This window comes from Thermodesulforhabdaceae bacterium (genome assembly GCA_037482015.1).
Lineage (GTDB): Bacteria > Desulfobacterota > Syntrophobacteria > Syntrophobacterales > Thermodesulforhabdaceae > JAOACS01.
In genome coordinates this window covers 818,145-836,272 of record JBBFKT010000001.1, presented here as the reverse complement: position 1 = coordinate 836,272, position 18,128 = coordinate 818,145, and the positions used below count along the sequence as shown (strand labels likewise).

At 42.2% G+C, this 18,128-nt stretch carries 10 protein-coding genes; all 10 read right to left on the bottom strand.

The features are described 5' to 3' along the window. Nucleotides 1-246: 246 nt before the first annotated feature. Complete coding sequence (locus WHS38_03875) at nt 247-441, bottom strand: CooT family nickel-binding protein (GenBank protein ID MEJ5300106.1); 195 nt, start codon at nt 439-441, stop codon at nt 247-249. 18 nt (nt 442-459) lie between these two features. Beyond that, nucleotides 460-3,342 carry an Hsp70 family protein gene (locus tag WHS38_03870; GenBank protein ID MEJ5300105.1) on the bottom strand — a complete coding sequence of 961 codons (2,883 nt, stop codon included), beginning with the start codon at nt 3,340-3,342 and terminating at the stop codon, nt 460-462. Between the two features lie 3 nt (nt 3,343-3,345). Continuing rightward, nucleotides 3,346-5,205, bottom strand: a complete 1,860-nt coding sequence (locus WHS38_03865) for an Hsp70 family protein (protein ID MEJ5300104.1) — start codon at nt 5,203-5,205, stop codon at nt 3,346-3,348. Nucleotides 5,206-5,233: 28 nt separating this feature from the next. Continuing rightward, complete coding sequence (locus WHS38_03860) at nt 5,234-6,055, bottom strand: DUF2760 domain-containing protein (protein ID MEJ5300103.1); 822 nt, start codon at nt 6,053-6,055, stop codon at nt 5,234-5,236. Between the two features lie 134 nt (nt 6,056-6,189). Continuing rightward, nucleotides 6,190-7,179 carry an ABC transporter substrate-binding protein gene (locus tag WHS38_03855; GenBank protein MEJ5300102.1) on the bottom strand — a complete coding sequence of 330 codons (990 nt, stop codon included), beginning with the start codon at nt 7,177-7,179 and terminating at the stop codon, nt 6,190-6,192. 29 nt (nt 7,180-7,208) lie between these two features. Next, complete coding sequence (locus WHS38_03850; protein MEJ5300101.1) at nt 7,209-9,449, bottom strand: TonB-dependent receptor; 2,241 nt, start codon at nt 9,447-9,449, stop codon at nt 7,209-7,211. Nucleotides 9,450-9,976: 527 nt separating this feature from the next. Next, entirely contained in the window at nt 9,977-13,108 is a 3,132-nt protein-coding gene (locus WHS38_03845) for a glycosyltransferase (GenBank protein MEJ5300100.1), read from the bottom strand. A 497-nt stretch (nt 13,109-13,605) separates the two neighbouring features. Then, nucleotides 13,606-14,655 carry a sulfotransferase domain-containing protein gene (locus WHS38_03840; protein ID MEJ5300099.1) on the bottom strand — a complete coding sequence of 350 codons (1,050 nt, stop codon included), beginning with the start codon at nt 14,653-14,655 and terminating at the stop codon, nt 13,606-13,608. Nucleotides 14,656-14,703: 48 nt separating this feature from the next. Beyond that, nucleotides 14,704-16,377: a glycosyltransferase family 2 protein gene (locus tag WHS38_03835; GenBank protein ID MEJ5300098.1), complete on the bottom strand. Its 1,674-nt coding sequence runs from the start codon at nt 16,375-16,377 to the stop codon at nt 14,704-14,706. Nucleotide 16,378: 1 nt separating this feature from the next. After that, nucleotides 16,379-18,106, bottom strand: coding sequence for a glycosyltransferase (locus tag WHS38_03830; GenBank protein MEJ5300097.1), 1,728 nt, complete (start codon nt 18,104-18,106; stop codon nt 16,379-16,381). Nucleotides 18,107-18,128 lie beyond the last annotated feature (22 nt).

Here is an 18,128-nt window from a genome sequence, read left to right as displayed (position 1 = left end):
GCATCCTCGCCGTCCTGCAAGCCTATGGACAGGAACCGGACCCCTCCCAAATCCTCCCCCTCAACGGGGAGGGGGTGCGGAGCAGGGTGAGCGAGCAAGAATTCGCTAATATCTCACGATCAGGGCGAAGCAGTGTAAATTCAGCGGTTGTGCAACTGGCAGGGACAACCGGCCGGTCGCTTATACACTCTTTAAAACATCCTCTCTTTCCAGGGGGCGATAAGCTTTCGCCCCCACTATCCGTGCTTAGGAAGGCAATTCCTCAATAATAATCTTGTGATCAACAAGAGCCATACGCCGTATGACACCTCGAATTGTCTTCTGATCACCAAATATGCTTTTCATCTTAAGCACACCGTTTTCGTTCTCAATAGTGTCAACGGCTTCCATAATGAGTTCTTCCTTATCGCCTCTCAAAAAGTAAGCATTTGCTTCGCACATTTTACGAGCCTCCCTCTTTCACTCATCACCTGCATCCTTGATAACAATTCCCGGCGGCAACGTTTCTCCAAAAGCCCATTCTTGAGCCTGTCTTCCCCAGGAGGATCCCACCTTTTCGGTAAAGGATCTAATCTTTTGTTCTGACAATACCTTCAGAACTACCTTATAAGTGCGTTCTCGCACATCTTCGGGCACATCCCTTGCCCGATCTCCAGTCTCCCGCACGAGACTAAGCAAAGTATATCCAAAAGCTTCATCCACAGGAAAGCCTTTTTTGAGGAGCTTATCCAACCAGCCTATAACTTCTTCCGGAGGAACAACCTTATCGGCGGATCCATAGAGAAGAGCTCTTGCTCCAATTCTTCCAATTACCCACAGATCCTTTGGAGATGGACGACCACTTTTAAGAAGCTTCTCAAGAAAAATTCTACCGAGCTTGACCTTCACGTCAACGGGAAGATGTTCGAAGCTTGCGAGAGTCATCCACAATTCTATGGCTTCCTGAGGCGAAAGAGTCTTAACCTTCTTTTTCTTGCTGCCCTGCCCTTCATTATGCACTAAAGACGAAACCAGCTGATAGATATGCCACTGCTGACCCGATGTAAGCCCTCCAGAAACTCTTCTCCAGAATATCCACCACTCAAGCCTGCACTGAACCTGGCGCGGAAAAACAAGATCCCGCGGAAACAGCTTCCAGACCCGTTTCATTCGCCACTCATCCAGCACATCACCAAACCCGGGGCGAAGGCAAAAGCCAAGCAGATTGAACCATCTCGCTTCGTGATGGAAAGAAAAGGTTCGGCCCTGCTCATGATCAAGGAGCACATCGGCAATTTTTCTGACAACCCCAATGGGCCATTTTTCTCTTGGCATTGCCAGGGCTTCAACCAAAGCTTTAACAAGCTCCGACGGCTCCATTTTCTTATGCTCAAACACATCGCACACGAGCCCCACCGCCTGTTCAATGCGCTCATAGTCAACCGTTTCTTCTACCACACGACCTTCTCGAACCGCTTCCTCTCGCTCGGTCTCTGATGTTTCTCTCACATCAAACTGAAGTTGCCACTTATGGGGTGTTTTGATGGACTGACACCACATCTCCAGAGTCCCCACCTCTGTGAGGCGGACTCCAAGACCTACCGGAATCGTTCGTCTTTCTTCGCCCTTGCCAAATTTCAAAACAGTATAAATCGGGGGAAGCAACACAGCATCATCTTCTGAAAGTGTTACGATCTCTCCAAGTCTGTCCTCTACTCTTGTTGTAGAAGCAAGGAGCTGGAATGAGACCGGCTGATTGGATATTACTTCAAAACCCTCTCCTTCGATTTTATACTCAAAGCCTTCCTCCGTCCCCCTGGGCACAATGCACAATGCATCATATTCTCGCTGGACTTCTCTTTCTTCCAGATCCTTATCTTTCTTCCCCACAACGATGTAGTAAGATCGAGGACTACCGGCTCCAACTCTTACTCCTGCTCCCAATCGCACCAGACCGTAGTATGCAGCTCCTACCGCCACGGCGAGATCAAGCCTGGGACCGACGAGTTCTTGGGGTTTCTCGCCAAACCAGCTTTCGACAACATCGAGAATTCTTGATCTAATCTGAGCCGGGGTCAGAGCTCCTCCATTGAAGAGCACAAAGTCGGGGTAAGGACGTTCCCGGCCGGTTTCTCTTGCCGTAAAGCTTTCAAAGCGCTTCCAGAACCAGGCAATATGGCTTGTGATGGCAGGATCCTGCTCATAGGGAAGTCCCCATTCCACAATGCCGCTTCGCTGAGTAGAAATCGGTTTTCTATCGATTGGCACAAAGGGGAAAAAGCCATCAAGAATAAGCTTTCGTAAATGGTCGGCTTCAACTGTGGTGGAGAGCGTGTCCCCGATAAGGCGGGAACCGTGCCCGAGAACGGTAAATTTTGTTTCGGATATGGATGGATCGCTGAGTATTTCTTCCTTTACCTTGCGAGCCTGATAACAGAGCTGATGCCATCTTCTGGTGTCAAGGGAACCAATCTTTCCAGTGAGTTTTTCTTCAGCCTGGCGAGCGATAGCAATGTCCATATTGTCTCCACCGAGAAGAAGATGATCACCCACGGCAAGACGGTCGAACTGCAGGTTCCTTTCTCCAGTGGCGGACTCTCTAAGAGCTACAATGGTTAAATCAGTAGTTCCACCTCCAACATCACAGATAAGCACAATCTGCCCGGGACGTATAATATCCTGCCAGTTGTGAGAATACTTTGAAAGCCAGCCATAGAAGGCTGCAAGAGGTTCTTCGATAAGAACCAGCCTGGGGATACCAGCCATGCGGGCGGCTTCAACCGTAAGTTCTCTGGCAACTTCATCAAAGGAAGCCGGCACGGTAAGAACAATAAGCTGTTCCTCAAAAGCCGAGCTGGCGGAGTTTCGAGCCATAACAAAGTTCCAGGCGTTACGGATGTGTTCAATATACCGCGAGCTTGCCTCCACCGGTGAGACCTTCCGAAGATCTTCGGCTTCCTTTGTTCCCCAGGGAAGAATCCTTGCCTTGCGGTCCACTCTGGCATGACACAACCACGATTTGGCGGAGGATACAAGCCTGTGAGGGACAGTAGATCCCTGCTGGCGAGCAAATTCTCCCACTATACCAGTGACTTCATCCTGATCGCTTTCCCAAGGAAGTCTAAAAAGCTGCTCTCTGGGAAGATCATATTTCCCCGGCAGATAAAGAAAGGATGGCAATACAGGGCGGTTTGATATCTCTCCCAGAGCCACATACTGGGGAATTTCAAAGATACGAATTGCCGAATCGGGAGATTTTACATCCTCTGCTAAATCCACATAAGCTACGGCTGAATTTGTTGTTCCCAGGTCGATCCCAATTATGTAGCGATAGTCATGGATAGTGTTTCTGAATGTGCTCATGAGTTAGCTTGATTCTCTCTCCTTGAGGTTAAAGGTTAATTTCCACTTACGCTGAGGGTTTATCGCATCTACGCAGTGGAGTTCAAGAGTTCCCACCTCAGTCATACTGCTTTGTAGCCATACGGGAACGATTGTTCCTTCAGTATCATCCTGTGATTGAGTATCTTCGGCTGGCGTAAGCATAGTTTCCATTGTTGCTACAGGTTGAATGACTTCCTCCCAGTCTTCTACGACAGCGCCAGCTTCGTCATCTTGCCGCACCGTTGATGCCATAAGAGTAAACACTGCAGGCTGTCCCACAACCAGCCCAAACTCTTGCTCTTTGAGTTCAACCGATGTGCCTTCCTCCATTCCAAAAGGCACAACGCACAGAGCCTTAACCGGGGTGGGTATGCCCGGAACCGATGGCATGGAACTTTCTATACCGATGTAGTAGGTTCTGGAAGCACCAGCACGAATTCTCACGCCCCTACCGCGACGCACAAAACCGTAATAGGCGGCACCTTTAGCAACCGCAAGATCTAGTTCTGTAGCTCTGGAAATCTCTTCCGAGCTGCCGGAATAAGCCCTTCCAGCCGTTAGATCTCTAACCTCACCTGCTCTACCCCAGGATTCAATCACTTCAACGATTCTTCGCCTGAAGGGCTCGGCTTTCATAACTCCGCCGTTAAAAAGAATCGCCGTTGGGAAGATATCACCACCCTTGATCTGGCGTCTAACGAAATATGCCATGTGGACGGTAATAGCTGGATCATCTTCATAGGGAAGGCCCATTTCTCGAACACCTATCCTGGGCTTTTTCTTGGGAACGTCATCGAGAGAACAGAAAGGGAAAAATCCTTCAAGGATGACCTCGTTAATATCCTTAAGGTTAAGCTCAGTTCTCAATGTGCCCCCTATAAGAGAAGTTCCTCTTCCCAGGATGACCACAGGTTCGGATTGAACTTCTTTGCGAGCCAGAAGCTTTTCCTTGGCAATACGGCACTGATACCATAACATTCGGAACTGCCACTCATCGAGACGAGAAGGCAACCGCTGGCGAAGAAGATAAGCTAGAGCCAGATCCATGTTGTCCCCACCAAGAAGAAGATGTTCCCCTACGGCTATACGCTTTAGAGAAAGAGTCCCGTCGTCTTCGGAAACTTCTATAAGGCTGAAATCTGTTGTGCCTCCCCCCACATCACAAACGAGGATAAGATCCCCTACCTTTACGAGATCACGCCAGACTTCTTCATGGTCGTAAATCCAGCCGTAAAAGGCGGCTTGAGGTTCTTCAAGGAGAGTAAAGTGTTCCAGACCTGCCATTCGAGCAGCCTGGACGGTCAATTCGCGGGCTACGGCATCGAAGGAAGCCGGCACTGTTATGAGCATGTCCTGATGTTCAAGGGAAAGTTCTGGGTCGCCCTTTGCAATCTCGTAATTCCAGGCGTTACGGATGTGGATAAGAAGACGCGATAAAGCTTCCACGGGCGAGATTTTCCTTACATCTTTTGGACTTCCCCAGGGGAGAATGGGTTGAGTGCGGTCAACGCCGGAATGACAAAGCCAGGACTTGGCAGAAGATACAAGCCGGTGAGGCAGTTCTGCTCCTCGCTGTCTTGCAAATTCTCCCACAACGCATTCAGGTTCAATGCTGGGATCATCCCATGGCATACGCAAACTACCCGGAGGAACATCGTGGGGTCCCGGCATAAAAAGGAATGACGGAAGAAGTGGAAGAGGCTTTATTTCGTGAGGAGCTATAATTTGAGGGATGTGGAAGATTTGTATGTCTGGCTTCAGATCTTTAGTTATTGGAGCATATCCCACCACGCAATGGGTGGTTCCAAGATCAATTCCAACCACGTAGCGTGCTTCGGTCATCGTAGAAAACACCTCCATAAATTATGTTCTAAGCGTCGGTGGAATCTCTCTTCTGAATTTCTACTTCCGCTGGAGCAATGACCCATTCTTCTGCCTGCTTAGAACCGGTAAAGACAGGAAGATCAACTTTTACAAGCTTCCAGCCTCGATGCACCACCACACCTTCAAAGGGTGGTTCGCCAATGACTTCTCCTGTAAGCTTGATTTTGCTGGCATCAAAACCGGCTGAAATAGTTACCTGAGAGCCTTCGGGTTCCTTAAAAATGGGTTCCACAGTGAAATACTCCTGAAAAGCTTTCTTCCAGCTTTCCTGGAGATTTCTCACTGCAGCACCAACCTGAGCGTCATCATACAGGGAGAGATCCTCTTTGAGAAAGTCTATGAAGCGCCCCTGCCGCTGAAAGATGGACAGAATTTGAAAGGCGGCAGTAAGGGTTTCTTCCTTACTTTTTTTCTGTGGTTCCGGTGTAACAACTTCCTTTCTGGTAGTAACGGCAGGTGTGGCGGCAACGCTTTTCTTTGCTTCTTCGGAAGCCTTTTCTATACGGCGTCGTCCCGTAAGGAGCAGAGAAAGCCAGAGAGCAAGAGTCAGAACCGCTACAGAGCCCCAGATGATTATAGTGCCGTATTGGTCAGCAATAGCAACAAGGTCCTTGATCTGTGTTAACACCTGACCTAATTCCGGTGGGAGAGATTCCATCGATTTAACCTGAGAAGTGAGCGGTGTTAGATACTGGTTAACAACAGAAAGCCCTTTACTGAACGGGACAAAGATAGCAGCTCCCAGTAATCCATTGAAGAACGCACAGAGAAAAAAAGACTGCCACGACCAAAGGGTTTTTTGCTTCATAATGGCTTCCTCCCGTAGAGTATTTGTTGAAGGTCTTAATCGCCGCTTTGAGATGTAAGGTAGAATGCAGGAAATGACAAGGTTTTTTGGAAAAAAACAGGAAGGAGCAAAAACGACAGCCTGTTGTCCTTACTTTACTGAACGTCTTTGAAGGAAATTCCAAAGACCTTAAAGTAAAATTCGTCGGCTATCTGATCGAAGGATATATCGCTAAACTCTTGCGGGCAAACCTTCATTGCCATCCATAAAGCTATCGGTGCCGATCGAGGCGACCAGGTTGACCACTTGGGTAGCTTGTAAACTCGCCCATCCCGAACAGCCTTAATGTGTTTCCACTGGGAATTTTCCGTAATCCATTGGGGCGTGTAGCCGGCATTAGCCCAGATGAAGATTACATCAGGATTCCACTGAACAATCTTTTCTACGGAAACATCTGCGTTACGGTCCTTTATTTCTCTCCCTAAGTTAACGCCACCAATCATGTTTATGAGATCGTTCGTAACACCAACAGCGCCTGAAACCGTTGTAGGCTTGCCACCGAGGTGTATCACTCGCTGCCTTTTTTCTGGCGGAATCACATCCACTCGCTTTCTTATCAGATCAAAAATCTTTTCCATTTCGGCGATTACTTCCTCTGCTCGATCCTGCTTGCCAAACAGCTTTCCGTGAAGTCTTATCACATCATAGAGTTCCGAAAGACTATCGGGATAAACAGAGATAACTTTCAAGCCCTTTTCTTCAAGGAATTTAACTGTCTTGGGATTGTAAGCCCAGGTTATAACCAGATCGGGTTTTAGTCCCAGAACTGCTTCAACATTCACATCAGTTCCAAGTCCTATATGAGGCTTTTTGAGTTCTGGTTTCGTTTTAACAAAAGTTCTGTAAAGGTCACATTCCTCTTCTGCCCAGCGAGATACTCCAACTATCTGATCCCATATTCCAAGAGCGGGCACCAGTTCGTAGGTGATCACTACCACAGCTCGCTTAACGGGAATATCGATCGTTACGGTTCTACCGAGCTTATCAGTAAGGGTTAAGGAGGATGTTCCCCAAAGAGGACACATCAAACAGGAGAAAACCACAAAAGAAAGGCTCAGCAGTATGGCAACGACAAATCGCTTCATGGAGAACATCCCCCTTCTTTAACTTCTCACTAAAATTTTATTGACACTTCGGCAAAGTAGGATCTTCCGGGAGCTTTGTAATAGACGTAGTAATCTTCATCAAACAGGTTGTCGATAACGAAAGAAACTGTGGACCACCTGGTAATGTCGTAGGAAATTTTCAAATCCACCACCCAGTAAGGATCGTAAGACCCGTAAACTCCGCTGTGCTTGTCAGCATTGGTGTCATCGTTATACCATTTCCCCATGTATCTGCCCACGATGGACGCTCTAAAGGGAGCCTTTTCGAACTGTGCTCCTATGTTTCCCTTCCAGAGCGGGACGCCGATAAGTCGCTTTCCTTCTGTCTCCGGTTTTGCCGGGTTTTTCGTAACTTCAGAATCGGTATAGGTAAAATTACCGTAAACCTTAAGCCACTTATTCAGCCATTGTTCTGCTTCAAACTCCACGCCGCGAGATTCGGCTTTACCAACGTTTGTATACTCCTGATAAGTTGAGCTCACTGTTTTGCGGGAAATTAAATCTTCCATGTAGTTTTCAAAATAAGTAATGGAAACTTTAGCACCTTCCCAGAGCTTTTGTTCTAGTCCGATATCCCAGGAAAGAGTTGTTTCCGGCTTAAGATTGGGATTTCCTGCGTAGGTTATGCCCGATGACGAAGTCCATGTGCGGTAAAGCTCGTAGGGCGTTGGAGCTCTGAAGGCTTCACCTACGGAGCTTCTAAGAGTTGTCGATTCGAAGGGTTTATAGACCAGAGCGAATTTGGGGCTTAAGTAGGAATCAGAGCGGGAATCATATTCTTTTGGATATCCTGGCTTTGGTTGCCATGTTTTGGTGTCGATATCTAAGACATAGCCATCGTAACTTTCCCACCAGTCATATCTAAGTCCTACGTAGGCTGTAAGGTTCTTCATTATGGGTATTTCGTCTTGAGCAAAAATCGCCCAAAGCTTGGTTTTACCTTTGGAATTGTATCGAAGGTTTGTCGTAGAATCTTCATCTCGCCAGTCACTCAGGTTCTTCTCTTTAGTGTCTGAACTTCCCCACCTGAAAGACCCACCGAAGGTGAGTATTTGACCGCTCACGAAAGGTGGCATATCGCCCAGGATCTGACCAACAGGAAGGCTAAATTGTATATCCCCGTTGAAAGCCTCCTGTGGTGTTGAACTTATATATCCAGGTCCGCCCTTAGACCAGGTAGCTCCAGTTTGAGTCTGAACATACCAGTCTTTTTCAGTGTCAAGGTATGCGAGATTAATCTTTGTGGCGAGATTTTGGAGAAGTGTAGTTTCAAAACTAAGTCCATAGGTATTTTGGGTGCGTCCGCCTCCACCAGGCAAAAAAGAGTATTCCGACAAGCCAGAATAGGAATAGACGGGTTTTCCGGAAGCATCCCTCAGGTAAGTGTGAGGTTCTTCATAGTCGTATTCATAACGATTTCTCATAAAGGTGAAACCAAGTTTTGTGTCTTGCGAAAAGCTATACTGAGCTTTCACAGTAATCCCATCATCCCACCAGGTATTATCCCCCTTATCGCCGACAAGGTATGCCGTTCTACCGTAACGATCTTTGGTTTCTTTCCAGCCGGTGATCTCTGAAGGTGGAGTTTTACTTACGACGTTGAAATCGGATGGGTAACCTTCGGTGTGTTGACGACCGTAACTTACGAGAAAACTGAGGCTGTCTCCTATTTTGTCGCCATAGGAGAAGTAGAGTCTTGTTAGATCATCCATAGCATTGCCTCGATCGAAACCGGAGCCATAACCGGTTTTGAGTGTCACTTCACGCTTTTCTGGCATTTTTGTAATGAAGTTTACCACACCACCCATTGCATAGCCACCGTATAGGCTGGAAAAGGGTCCTTTAACCACTTCTACTCGCTCCAGGTCTTCAGGATAAAATCCACCGAATTTAACACCGCCGGTATATGGGTTATTCAAAGGCATACCGTCCATGAGTATCAAAGTTCTCTCGGCTCCCGGGATACCGCGCAAAGTAATGGATGACAAAGTGTCCATGAGCCCTTTACCTCTTCGCACCGTTACGCCCGATATATCATTTACGACCTGATCAATGGTTCTAACATCTCGGATTTCAATTTCTTTTTTTGTAACAACAGCGGTGGAAGCTGGGGAAGACTCAATTGTTTTTTCGGTTCGTGTAGCCGTAACAACGATTTCTTCAAGCATCTGTTCATTTTCATAAGCCATCGACGGACAGCTTACCAAACTAAGACAAAGAAAGACCGTGAAGAAACCAACCCATCTCATATCCGCCATCCTCCTTTTTGTATTTTAGTTTCACCAAAATAAAAAGGCGCCAAAGGAAGGAGACTTCTTCCCCTTCTTTTGACGCCTTCTTGGCTTCGTGTTCTGTTACGATTCGGAGGATTTTTTATAGGAAACAAAGGGATTGGTCAAGGGGGAGAAGGAAGTGGAATAAGATTGGAGAAACAATACTTCACGTATACATCACCGGATATACAATCTTGACCTTTCGTATCTTAAGAAAAGGTTTCTAGTTACCGTAGTGAATCCCCTCTTATCAAAGCTTCAAAAAGTTAAGCATATTTATGAATACTGGTCGCCATGATAATCTAATTTTCTAGCCTCAGCACTTTCATGAATCTTTAATTGATGTCAATGGAACACTACCGCTGTGTCTTTACTCGTAAACGCAAAGTAAAATTTTTCAACAACCTTCAAGTATTTTCATCACAGCCACTTTTTCGAATTACAATGTTCTGTAACCACCTTAAAAGATAGAACTTTACCAAACACAACTTTCCGATCAAACCTTACTTTCCAGTGATATAAGCAATAGGATCAACATCACTTTCCCAGAAGGCTTTTTCTCTTGCAATTCTTTTAACGATTAGCTCATCGAAATCTGCCTTGCTAAATTTATTGGCAAGTTTTAGGGAATTTCCAAAAAGACTTGCAATAGCAGCACGGCTTTTTTTTCTTTCTTCATGGGTTAATTGAGCATGCACAACAGATATATTACCATTATATACGATATCGTAACCAGCTTTTCTAGCGCGAATTCCAAAATCAACATCATCCAATTGGGACGGCGATAAACTAATATCAAATAGTCCCACCTTATCGAAAATATCTTTTCTAAACATTGTAAAACATTCTATTACATAATCCGGAATATTAGTAATAAGATCATACTGACCAAAATCGGGCTCGTCTCTGTGAGTAAATATTTCAACTGTTGCGGAGTTGCGAACACCCCGTACAATCGCGAAAGCATCCTGAATAGCACCGTTCATTTGCAAGGTTTTTGATCCAACCATTTTTATATTATTACTTAAAGTAAAGGTATTAACAAAGAGTCTCAACCAACTAGGTTTAAAATCAAGCACATCGTCTTCTATAAAAACTATGAAGTCCGCTTCGGAATGATCCCAATAAGTTAACATCCAGTTGTGCCCACCAGGACACCCAATATTAGTGGGTAAAGATTCAAAAGTAAAATCTATCCATTTAGGCAGAAAATTCCTCAAACCAGGAAGTATTTCCTTCGTTCCATCGTTACTGCAATTATCCAATAGAAAGACCTTGTAGTTCCTATAGTCTGTTTTCCCGAGACATTCAAAAGTTTTCTCTAAAAGGGGCTTACGGTTCATGGTCAATAGTAAAATATGAACCTTCGGCTCGTCTCCGTAGAGGAGATTTTTCCCTATTACCATATCCGGGTAATTTTTCAACTGCTCAAACCTTCGTCGGACAAATTGGAAAGATAAATCCCCATGCCTGATCACTCTTTCCCAACAACTTAACGCTTCTTCAGGAAATTCCAACTGTAAATAGGCATTTCCCAAAAAGTAGTCTACTAAAGGCGTCCTATATTGCTCGCCTTTAGCAACATTAACAATTGTTTTAAAGTCTTTTTTCAGGGTTAGTTCAAATAACTGTCTTTCCAAAATTCTATATTTTCCTGTTTTTGAAGTGACTGGAAATGTAGTTTTTTCTCCCAATTGTTTTTGAGATTGAGACATAAATTCACTAGAATAAACAGCAATAATTTTATCCTTTCCTGCCGCTTTCATTAAGGTCTTTTTAAGCGCAATTACATATCTCCCTACTGAATGATTTGCTCTTACCCTTCGTTTGAACTTATTTCCCATTATCCTTGCTAACCTAGGATTTCCTGCCAGAAGAATCATAGCTTCTGCCAATTCCTGCCAATTATCTTTATCAACAAGAAATCCATGTTCTCCGTCAACTACTACGTCTGTTATATCTGTGTGCCTTGCGCCAATAATTGGAAGCCCTTTAGACCCAGCTTCTAAAATGGTCATAAAAAGCTCTTCGCTACTTATATCAGAATTAGACATAGAGCATTGCACGAGAGCACGGCTATTCATCATAAATTTTGCTACAGACTTTCTGTTGCAAGCTCCGGTAAATATGACGTTGTCCCCTATTCCCAAATCTCCAGCAAGTTTCTTGCAATTTTCCAAAAAGGGACCATCTCCCACTATTATCAATCGAGCTTCTGGCACGGCTGAGATTACCTTTTGAAAGGCCTTAATTGTAGTATGCAGATCGTTCTCTTCAACGAACTTTCCTATGGCCAAAAATATAGGTGGAGCCGTTTCAGGATTTGCCATTTCATGAGTTTTCACAAGGGTTCCGTAGGGATTCAAAATAATTTTTTCTGAAGGCGCTCCAAGAGATACAAGTTTTTCCCTAACGCTCTTCGATGCCGTAACTAAATAAGAAGCCCCTTTAAATATTTCCAAATAGGATTTTTCATATTGTTTTATAATATCGTAGTTGTATATATCGCTACCATGAAAGTGAACCACGTAAGGGATAGAAGCTTCCTCGCAAGCTTTATAAACATTAGCTCCTACTACACCAAATTCCGCAAAAACCACATCAAATTGTTCTCTCCTTAGGTAATCAGCCAAAAATTTGGTGTAAATAGAGAGAACTTTGTCAGGAGGAAGTCCCTTTATGGCATCAAAAAAGCTTGGATTTAAAACGCATTTTTTATCTTGGTCAAACATGGGAAGTGTCCCACCACGAATGACTTTAATATCTGGATCCAGATAAAAAAAGTAATCCTCCGTAAGCATTTGAAAATAATCGTGATGCACATCACTGAAAAAGCATATTTTGATGGGTGTATTCAGAATTGGTGGAATTGTAACTCTGTCTATACCTTTTTCATTGTATGAAGCGTAAGCTACGGCTATCCATCCTGGTGTCAACGCATGTTCAGATTCCGGTTTAACATGTTCCTTCCGTGCTTCCTCTAAAAGCTTTAAGTAAAGGGGATAAAGTTCCTTAAAAAATTGCTGTCTGGTTTCTTCGGATAAAGGGGCTCGCTTAATCCACAATCCCATCATCTGAGCAAAAGCAGCGTGCCATCCTCCAAGAGGTTTGATTTGAAAGTCTTCAAACTTTGCTTCCAAAAGTAATTTCTTAATAGAGAAAGGAGTGTACTTGTAATAATCATTGGGAATGCCGTGATAAGACCACAAAAAAGACGTTGTAAACAGAAAAACACCTCCTGGCGTAAGCACTCGCCGTATTTCTTTGAGAATTCTTAATGGATTCTTGCAACGTTCTATTATTTCGACAGCCGTAACACAATCTACGCTTGAGTCTGCAAGAGGGATAGTATCACCATCCCAGACTAAGTTCGCCCCTTTCGATGCCTTATACTTTCCTTCCTCGAATTCTAAGCCAATGTATTCCTTAATATTGGGGTTATTTTTTAGTATAAAATCTTTATACGGCATCATACCACAACCGATGTCCAAAAGGATACCACTTAATAAAAACACATGTTGGCTTATAGCCTCTCTAATGGTCTGTAAAATCACATAACGGTCAGTTATATCAGAGATACGAGACAGGTTAATAAATTCATCAAAAGAAGTCGTTGGATTTTCACTGAGCTTCATGGTGTTCTCCTTACTTGATCAGATATGTTTCTATGTTTTTATCTAAAATTAATCACTGGGCAGAATTAATTCTTTTTAAGCAACCTTTATGCCAAATTTTTTAATATTTGTTGGATAAAAGGATCATCATGATCAACTGTACCCGAAAAAAACATTTTTTGCTCTTTACTCGCACCAAGACAAAAATCAATTCTCTATAGTTACCGATAAATAGAAAACTTTAATAAAAACCCGATTTGCTTGGTTCAACCTTCCCAAAACGCCGAAAATTGAAAATCTCTTTAGCCAAACAAATGAAATTCTGGTCATATGTGGGATCTAAGAATAATAACAACAGTCTTGATCTCGCAAGTAATCACTTTGATTTCAAAGATCTTGGAAAAAAATTGTATTAAAATTATCCTAATATTTATGTTGCAGAACTATCTATACTAAACGCCACGCATACCTCGCTGATAATATGGAATCTCATAGAAATCATGTTTTGCATGCTTCACCTAACTCTCATAGCCTAATTTTTTGTTGGTATCATAAAGTCCAGAAGAGCGGAAAAAATCTTCAATATGTGGATTCCAAAAATCTTGCCATCTCAATCTTTTCCCTAGATAAGTAGGTGTCTTTGTGTATAGAGTTCTGTCAATAGCTTCCATGAACATTTTTCTAAGACCTGGACCAAAACTTTCTAAATACACACAAAACTCTTCGTTAAGCTTTTTACTTACTACATCTTCATATTTTACAATCGGAATTTCTTTTCTCAGCTTTAATATATTTTGTGCAACTTCTCTTATATGATCTATATCTTTGAGAGCATAATATACAAGAAAGGACTCGAACTGCTTATTTAAAGGCAGCTTTTTCCAGAAATCATCAACATAATCCGAAGATCTAACCTTATGCAATTTAAAAACATATAAAGACATAAGAACATCCCTCAAGTTTCTTACGATATTGAGGGTCAAGACATCAAAGATCCTAGCTGTTCTAATAACATGTTCGTACTCGCTATGTCCTACAACAATCTCTCCTCTAAGCAGAGGAAATATTAGTTCAACTGGGAAAATTAACCTAACTGATTCCGGAGATATATGAATTTCTTCATCACTTAAGTATCTATAATCATCAACTATGTCGCGTCTAGCTATATGGATCCTTGTAGGTTTGAAACCAATAACGCTAAATATTTTTTCCAAGAAATATGTTCCAGATTTAGGAATTGTATTTATATAAAAGGAATGCTTAGGGTGGTTCTTAACAGGCTGTCCCAGATCCAAGACTTTGACTAAAAACAATGGATATTTTTTATCTTTTACTGTACCAAACCAATTGCCAAGGTCATCTCTCTTATAAGTTGACGTTACATTTCCATTTTCACCTATCATGACCAGATTATCTTTATAAAGTGCCCATTTTCTTTCGTTTTCGTGCGAATACCCGAATATGTTGCCATCAGGTAATAGTACCATATGACCAAAAATCTTATCGCAAGGTGAACCAAAAGCATAGACACTTCTACAAATACTCCAATTAATCTCAGATTGGAACATTACATTATCTCCTTCAAAACTAGTTTTTGAAAAACTAGCTTGATTATTTTATATCTTCTCTCCGTTAAAGTGGCCCGGCAGCATTTTAAAAACATTGTTAGGAATAAACTCAATCGCTCTGTCTAAAACAGTTTTCCAAAATCTATCATCAGCTTTGGCTACTCTATCGTCAATCATCACTAGATCTTGATCGCTGAACTTTGCTTCCATTTTTATATGATTTCCAACCAATTGACCTTCATCAGCCTTTGACTTTATAAACTTACGTCCCGAAACCTGTAAATGAGTTACTTTAACTCTACCATCGAAAAGAACTTCTCCACCGCATTTCCAGGTCTGGATACTATGTTCTATATCATCTACCTGAGATGGTGAGAAACGTATATCAAAGTCTGGAAGGTTTAGCCGTTTCCAGCGCTCTCTATGAAATAGATGACAACATCCCATGATACATAGACAGGGTCTTCTCACCGAGTACTGACCCACGTCAAAGGGTAGAGGCACGATAGGGGTAAATTTAATTTTATCACCATCGACTTGAGATAAATAAAGATAAGCCCACTGTGGAGTAAACAAAGGATCTGGATTAACAACCATAGGACCAACCACAACTGTATCAGGAAAAGATTCCAAATCGTGTACAAAATTTATCAACCAGTCTTCAGGAACTAAAACATGATCATCAAGAAAAGCTACATAGTCAGATTCCTGAACCTCGGGAAGATGCCATAACCAGTTCCTGGCGGCTGGAACTCCAATATTTACCGGCAAATGGACAAACGAAACAATTCTTCCACTGGCGACGTTACGAATAGTTTCTTCCAATTGTTTCGGAGAAAAGGAAGTTGATCCATTATTTAGTATGATAATGCGTGCATCGTTTATGCAGGAGTTTATAAGAGATTTAAAAGTGCTGACAAGGGAATCGAGTTTATTATAGGTGTACAGCAAAATATGGATCTTCTTATTGCTCAAAATATTTCGGCTGGGTTCAGGTTGGTCTAACTCATACAACCTGTAAAGAATCCACAGTTGATATGGATCCTCTTCGAGGGATCTTATCCAGTAGCCAATGGCTTTTTCTAAATCTCCTCGCTGCAGAGAGAGCTCAGCTTTTAAGTTGAAGGTCAGAAAGGAATCTGCTTTTTCATAGGATAACCATCTCTCAGCGGCTTCATAATCGCCGGCACGAAAACATATCCAGGCAATATAGGGCGACAGCAAAGATCGATAGGAAACACTGAAAAGTTTTTTTTCCACAGACGAAATTGTTTGCCAATCACCGTGTTCCCAAAGTATCATAACTTTCTTTAACACTAAAAGAGGATTTAACTCCTCCAACTTAAACTTGTTGTCATAAACCCAGTCAATAGATTTTTCATCTGATGTTAGTAAAGACTTATCAAAAAATCTATAGTAACTCTGTAGCTTGACCAACCAGGGGATTTGGAAAGAGGAAGTGGAATAAAGGGAATCAATTCTTAAAATCAATTTAAAAAGTTCATAATCAAAAGGATTGAACGCCAAAGTTTGCTTAGCTATGCTTAATGCTAATGATAATATCTCTTTCGCTTCCCTGGAGTCTTTACACATCTGGAGCAATTCTAAAAGAAACGGGATTACCTTGAGAGCCAGAGCACGGTTTAAAATTCCCTGTCTTCTATACAGTCGCTTCAACCAATTCATTGAATCTGATACCTGTAGCTCACCAGAAACTTTCATATTAATTTCCTCTTTCTATTAAATGATTGTGTTGACTTAAATAATCAGAAATGAATTTTATCTTTTTTATCAAATCCTCCCATAGGATTTTCATTTCCAGATGAAACATATCTCTAAAAGGCTTACCCATATGCTTAAAATAAAGTTTTACTCTATTACCTCGTTCGCTGCCACGCTGGGCTTTATTTTGCTCTTTTCCGGTAATGTTCATGTGTTTAACGACCAGATGTCCTGTATAAACGGGAAGTTTTTTCATAAGAATTGATCTAAAATTGTGATCAAGATCATCATGCTGGGAAGGGGAAAAGCGCAAATCAAAATCACCACATTCAAACAGAGTCTTTACATTGAAGATATGGCAACAACCTGAAACTTGAGCACAGGGTCTAATGTAGTCAAAATCTCCCATGTCAAGTTCTCCGTAATGCCCAACAATCTGGCAGTAGAATTCGCTTCCTGACGAATGTTTGAATTCTGGGGGTTTTTGAAGATGATTATCCACACACTGAATCACATATGGCGACACAGCATCCACTATCTTACATCCATATACTCCTGCATCAGGATACAGAGAAATAGCCGTGCCAAATCTGTATAGCCAATCCTTTGGAACAATAGCATCATCATCTAAATAAACGATCCAGTCAGAGGATTTAACTATCGGATGGTGCATAAGCCAGTTTCGAGCCGCGGGAGCACCAATATTTACAGGAGTGAATATGACTTCCATTTTATCTTTTCCCAGTCTTTCCTGCCATGCGCAAACCATTTCAAAAGATCCATCAGTGCTGCCATTAATTAGCACAATGATTTTAGAATCCCTTATATCGCTTTCTACAAGAGCGCCTATTGCCTTGTTTAATTCATTACATTTATTGTATGAGTAAAAACAAATGACAATCTTACCTGCAGGATAAATTTTTTCTTCGCGTATTCCTTTTAAGACGTCATATGTTCGCAAAATAAGATTTATATTCCAGGGTCTAACCACAATTGACTTCAGCCACATATTGATAGTTTTTTCCTGATAACCCTGAAGAAAAGCTAGCTTACCAAGATAAGCCAGTTTAGTAGCTTTTGATAAAAGTATTTCTGAGGAAAGAATTTGATGTGCTAAACTGTAATCTCCTTTAATTATCGCAATGTCTAAAAGAATACGTTTTTGAACAATATGGAGAGAATATTGCCACGGGATGAATCTTACTAATTTTTCAAACCAATCGAATGCACCATAAAATGGCGCATAAATTTTAAGATATTTCCACCAGGCAAGAGACAAGGGAGGGAAGAATGAAGAGATATACTTAACCAGATCTGGATAATCAGCTAATAGTGTTTCAAAGTCTGACACATCAAAAATCGGCTTATCCCAGTATAAAATCACTGCTTTTATAAGTTGTTTCAGGTGATTAGAAACGTTAAATTCTGAATCCTCACTACGTAAAATCTTAATCCCAATTTCTGGATCTACAGGATCTGTCTCCCAGGCTGTTAATAAAAAGTCGTTGGCTATTTTCATTATATTTCGATTTGAAGCGGCATAAGACATTAGATTGTTATATACCTCTAAGAGATATTTTCTACCTGTTGAAGATGCTAAAAGAATATTTCTAACATCAGGAGGTAAACTAGTCAGATAAGACCAAATGTGTTGAAAAAGACTATCTTGGTATAACAAATCACGAACAGAGCCTTTATTTTTTTGCGACAGGTCAGCCATAAATAACATACCTCATAGGCAATTCGTTAGC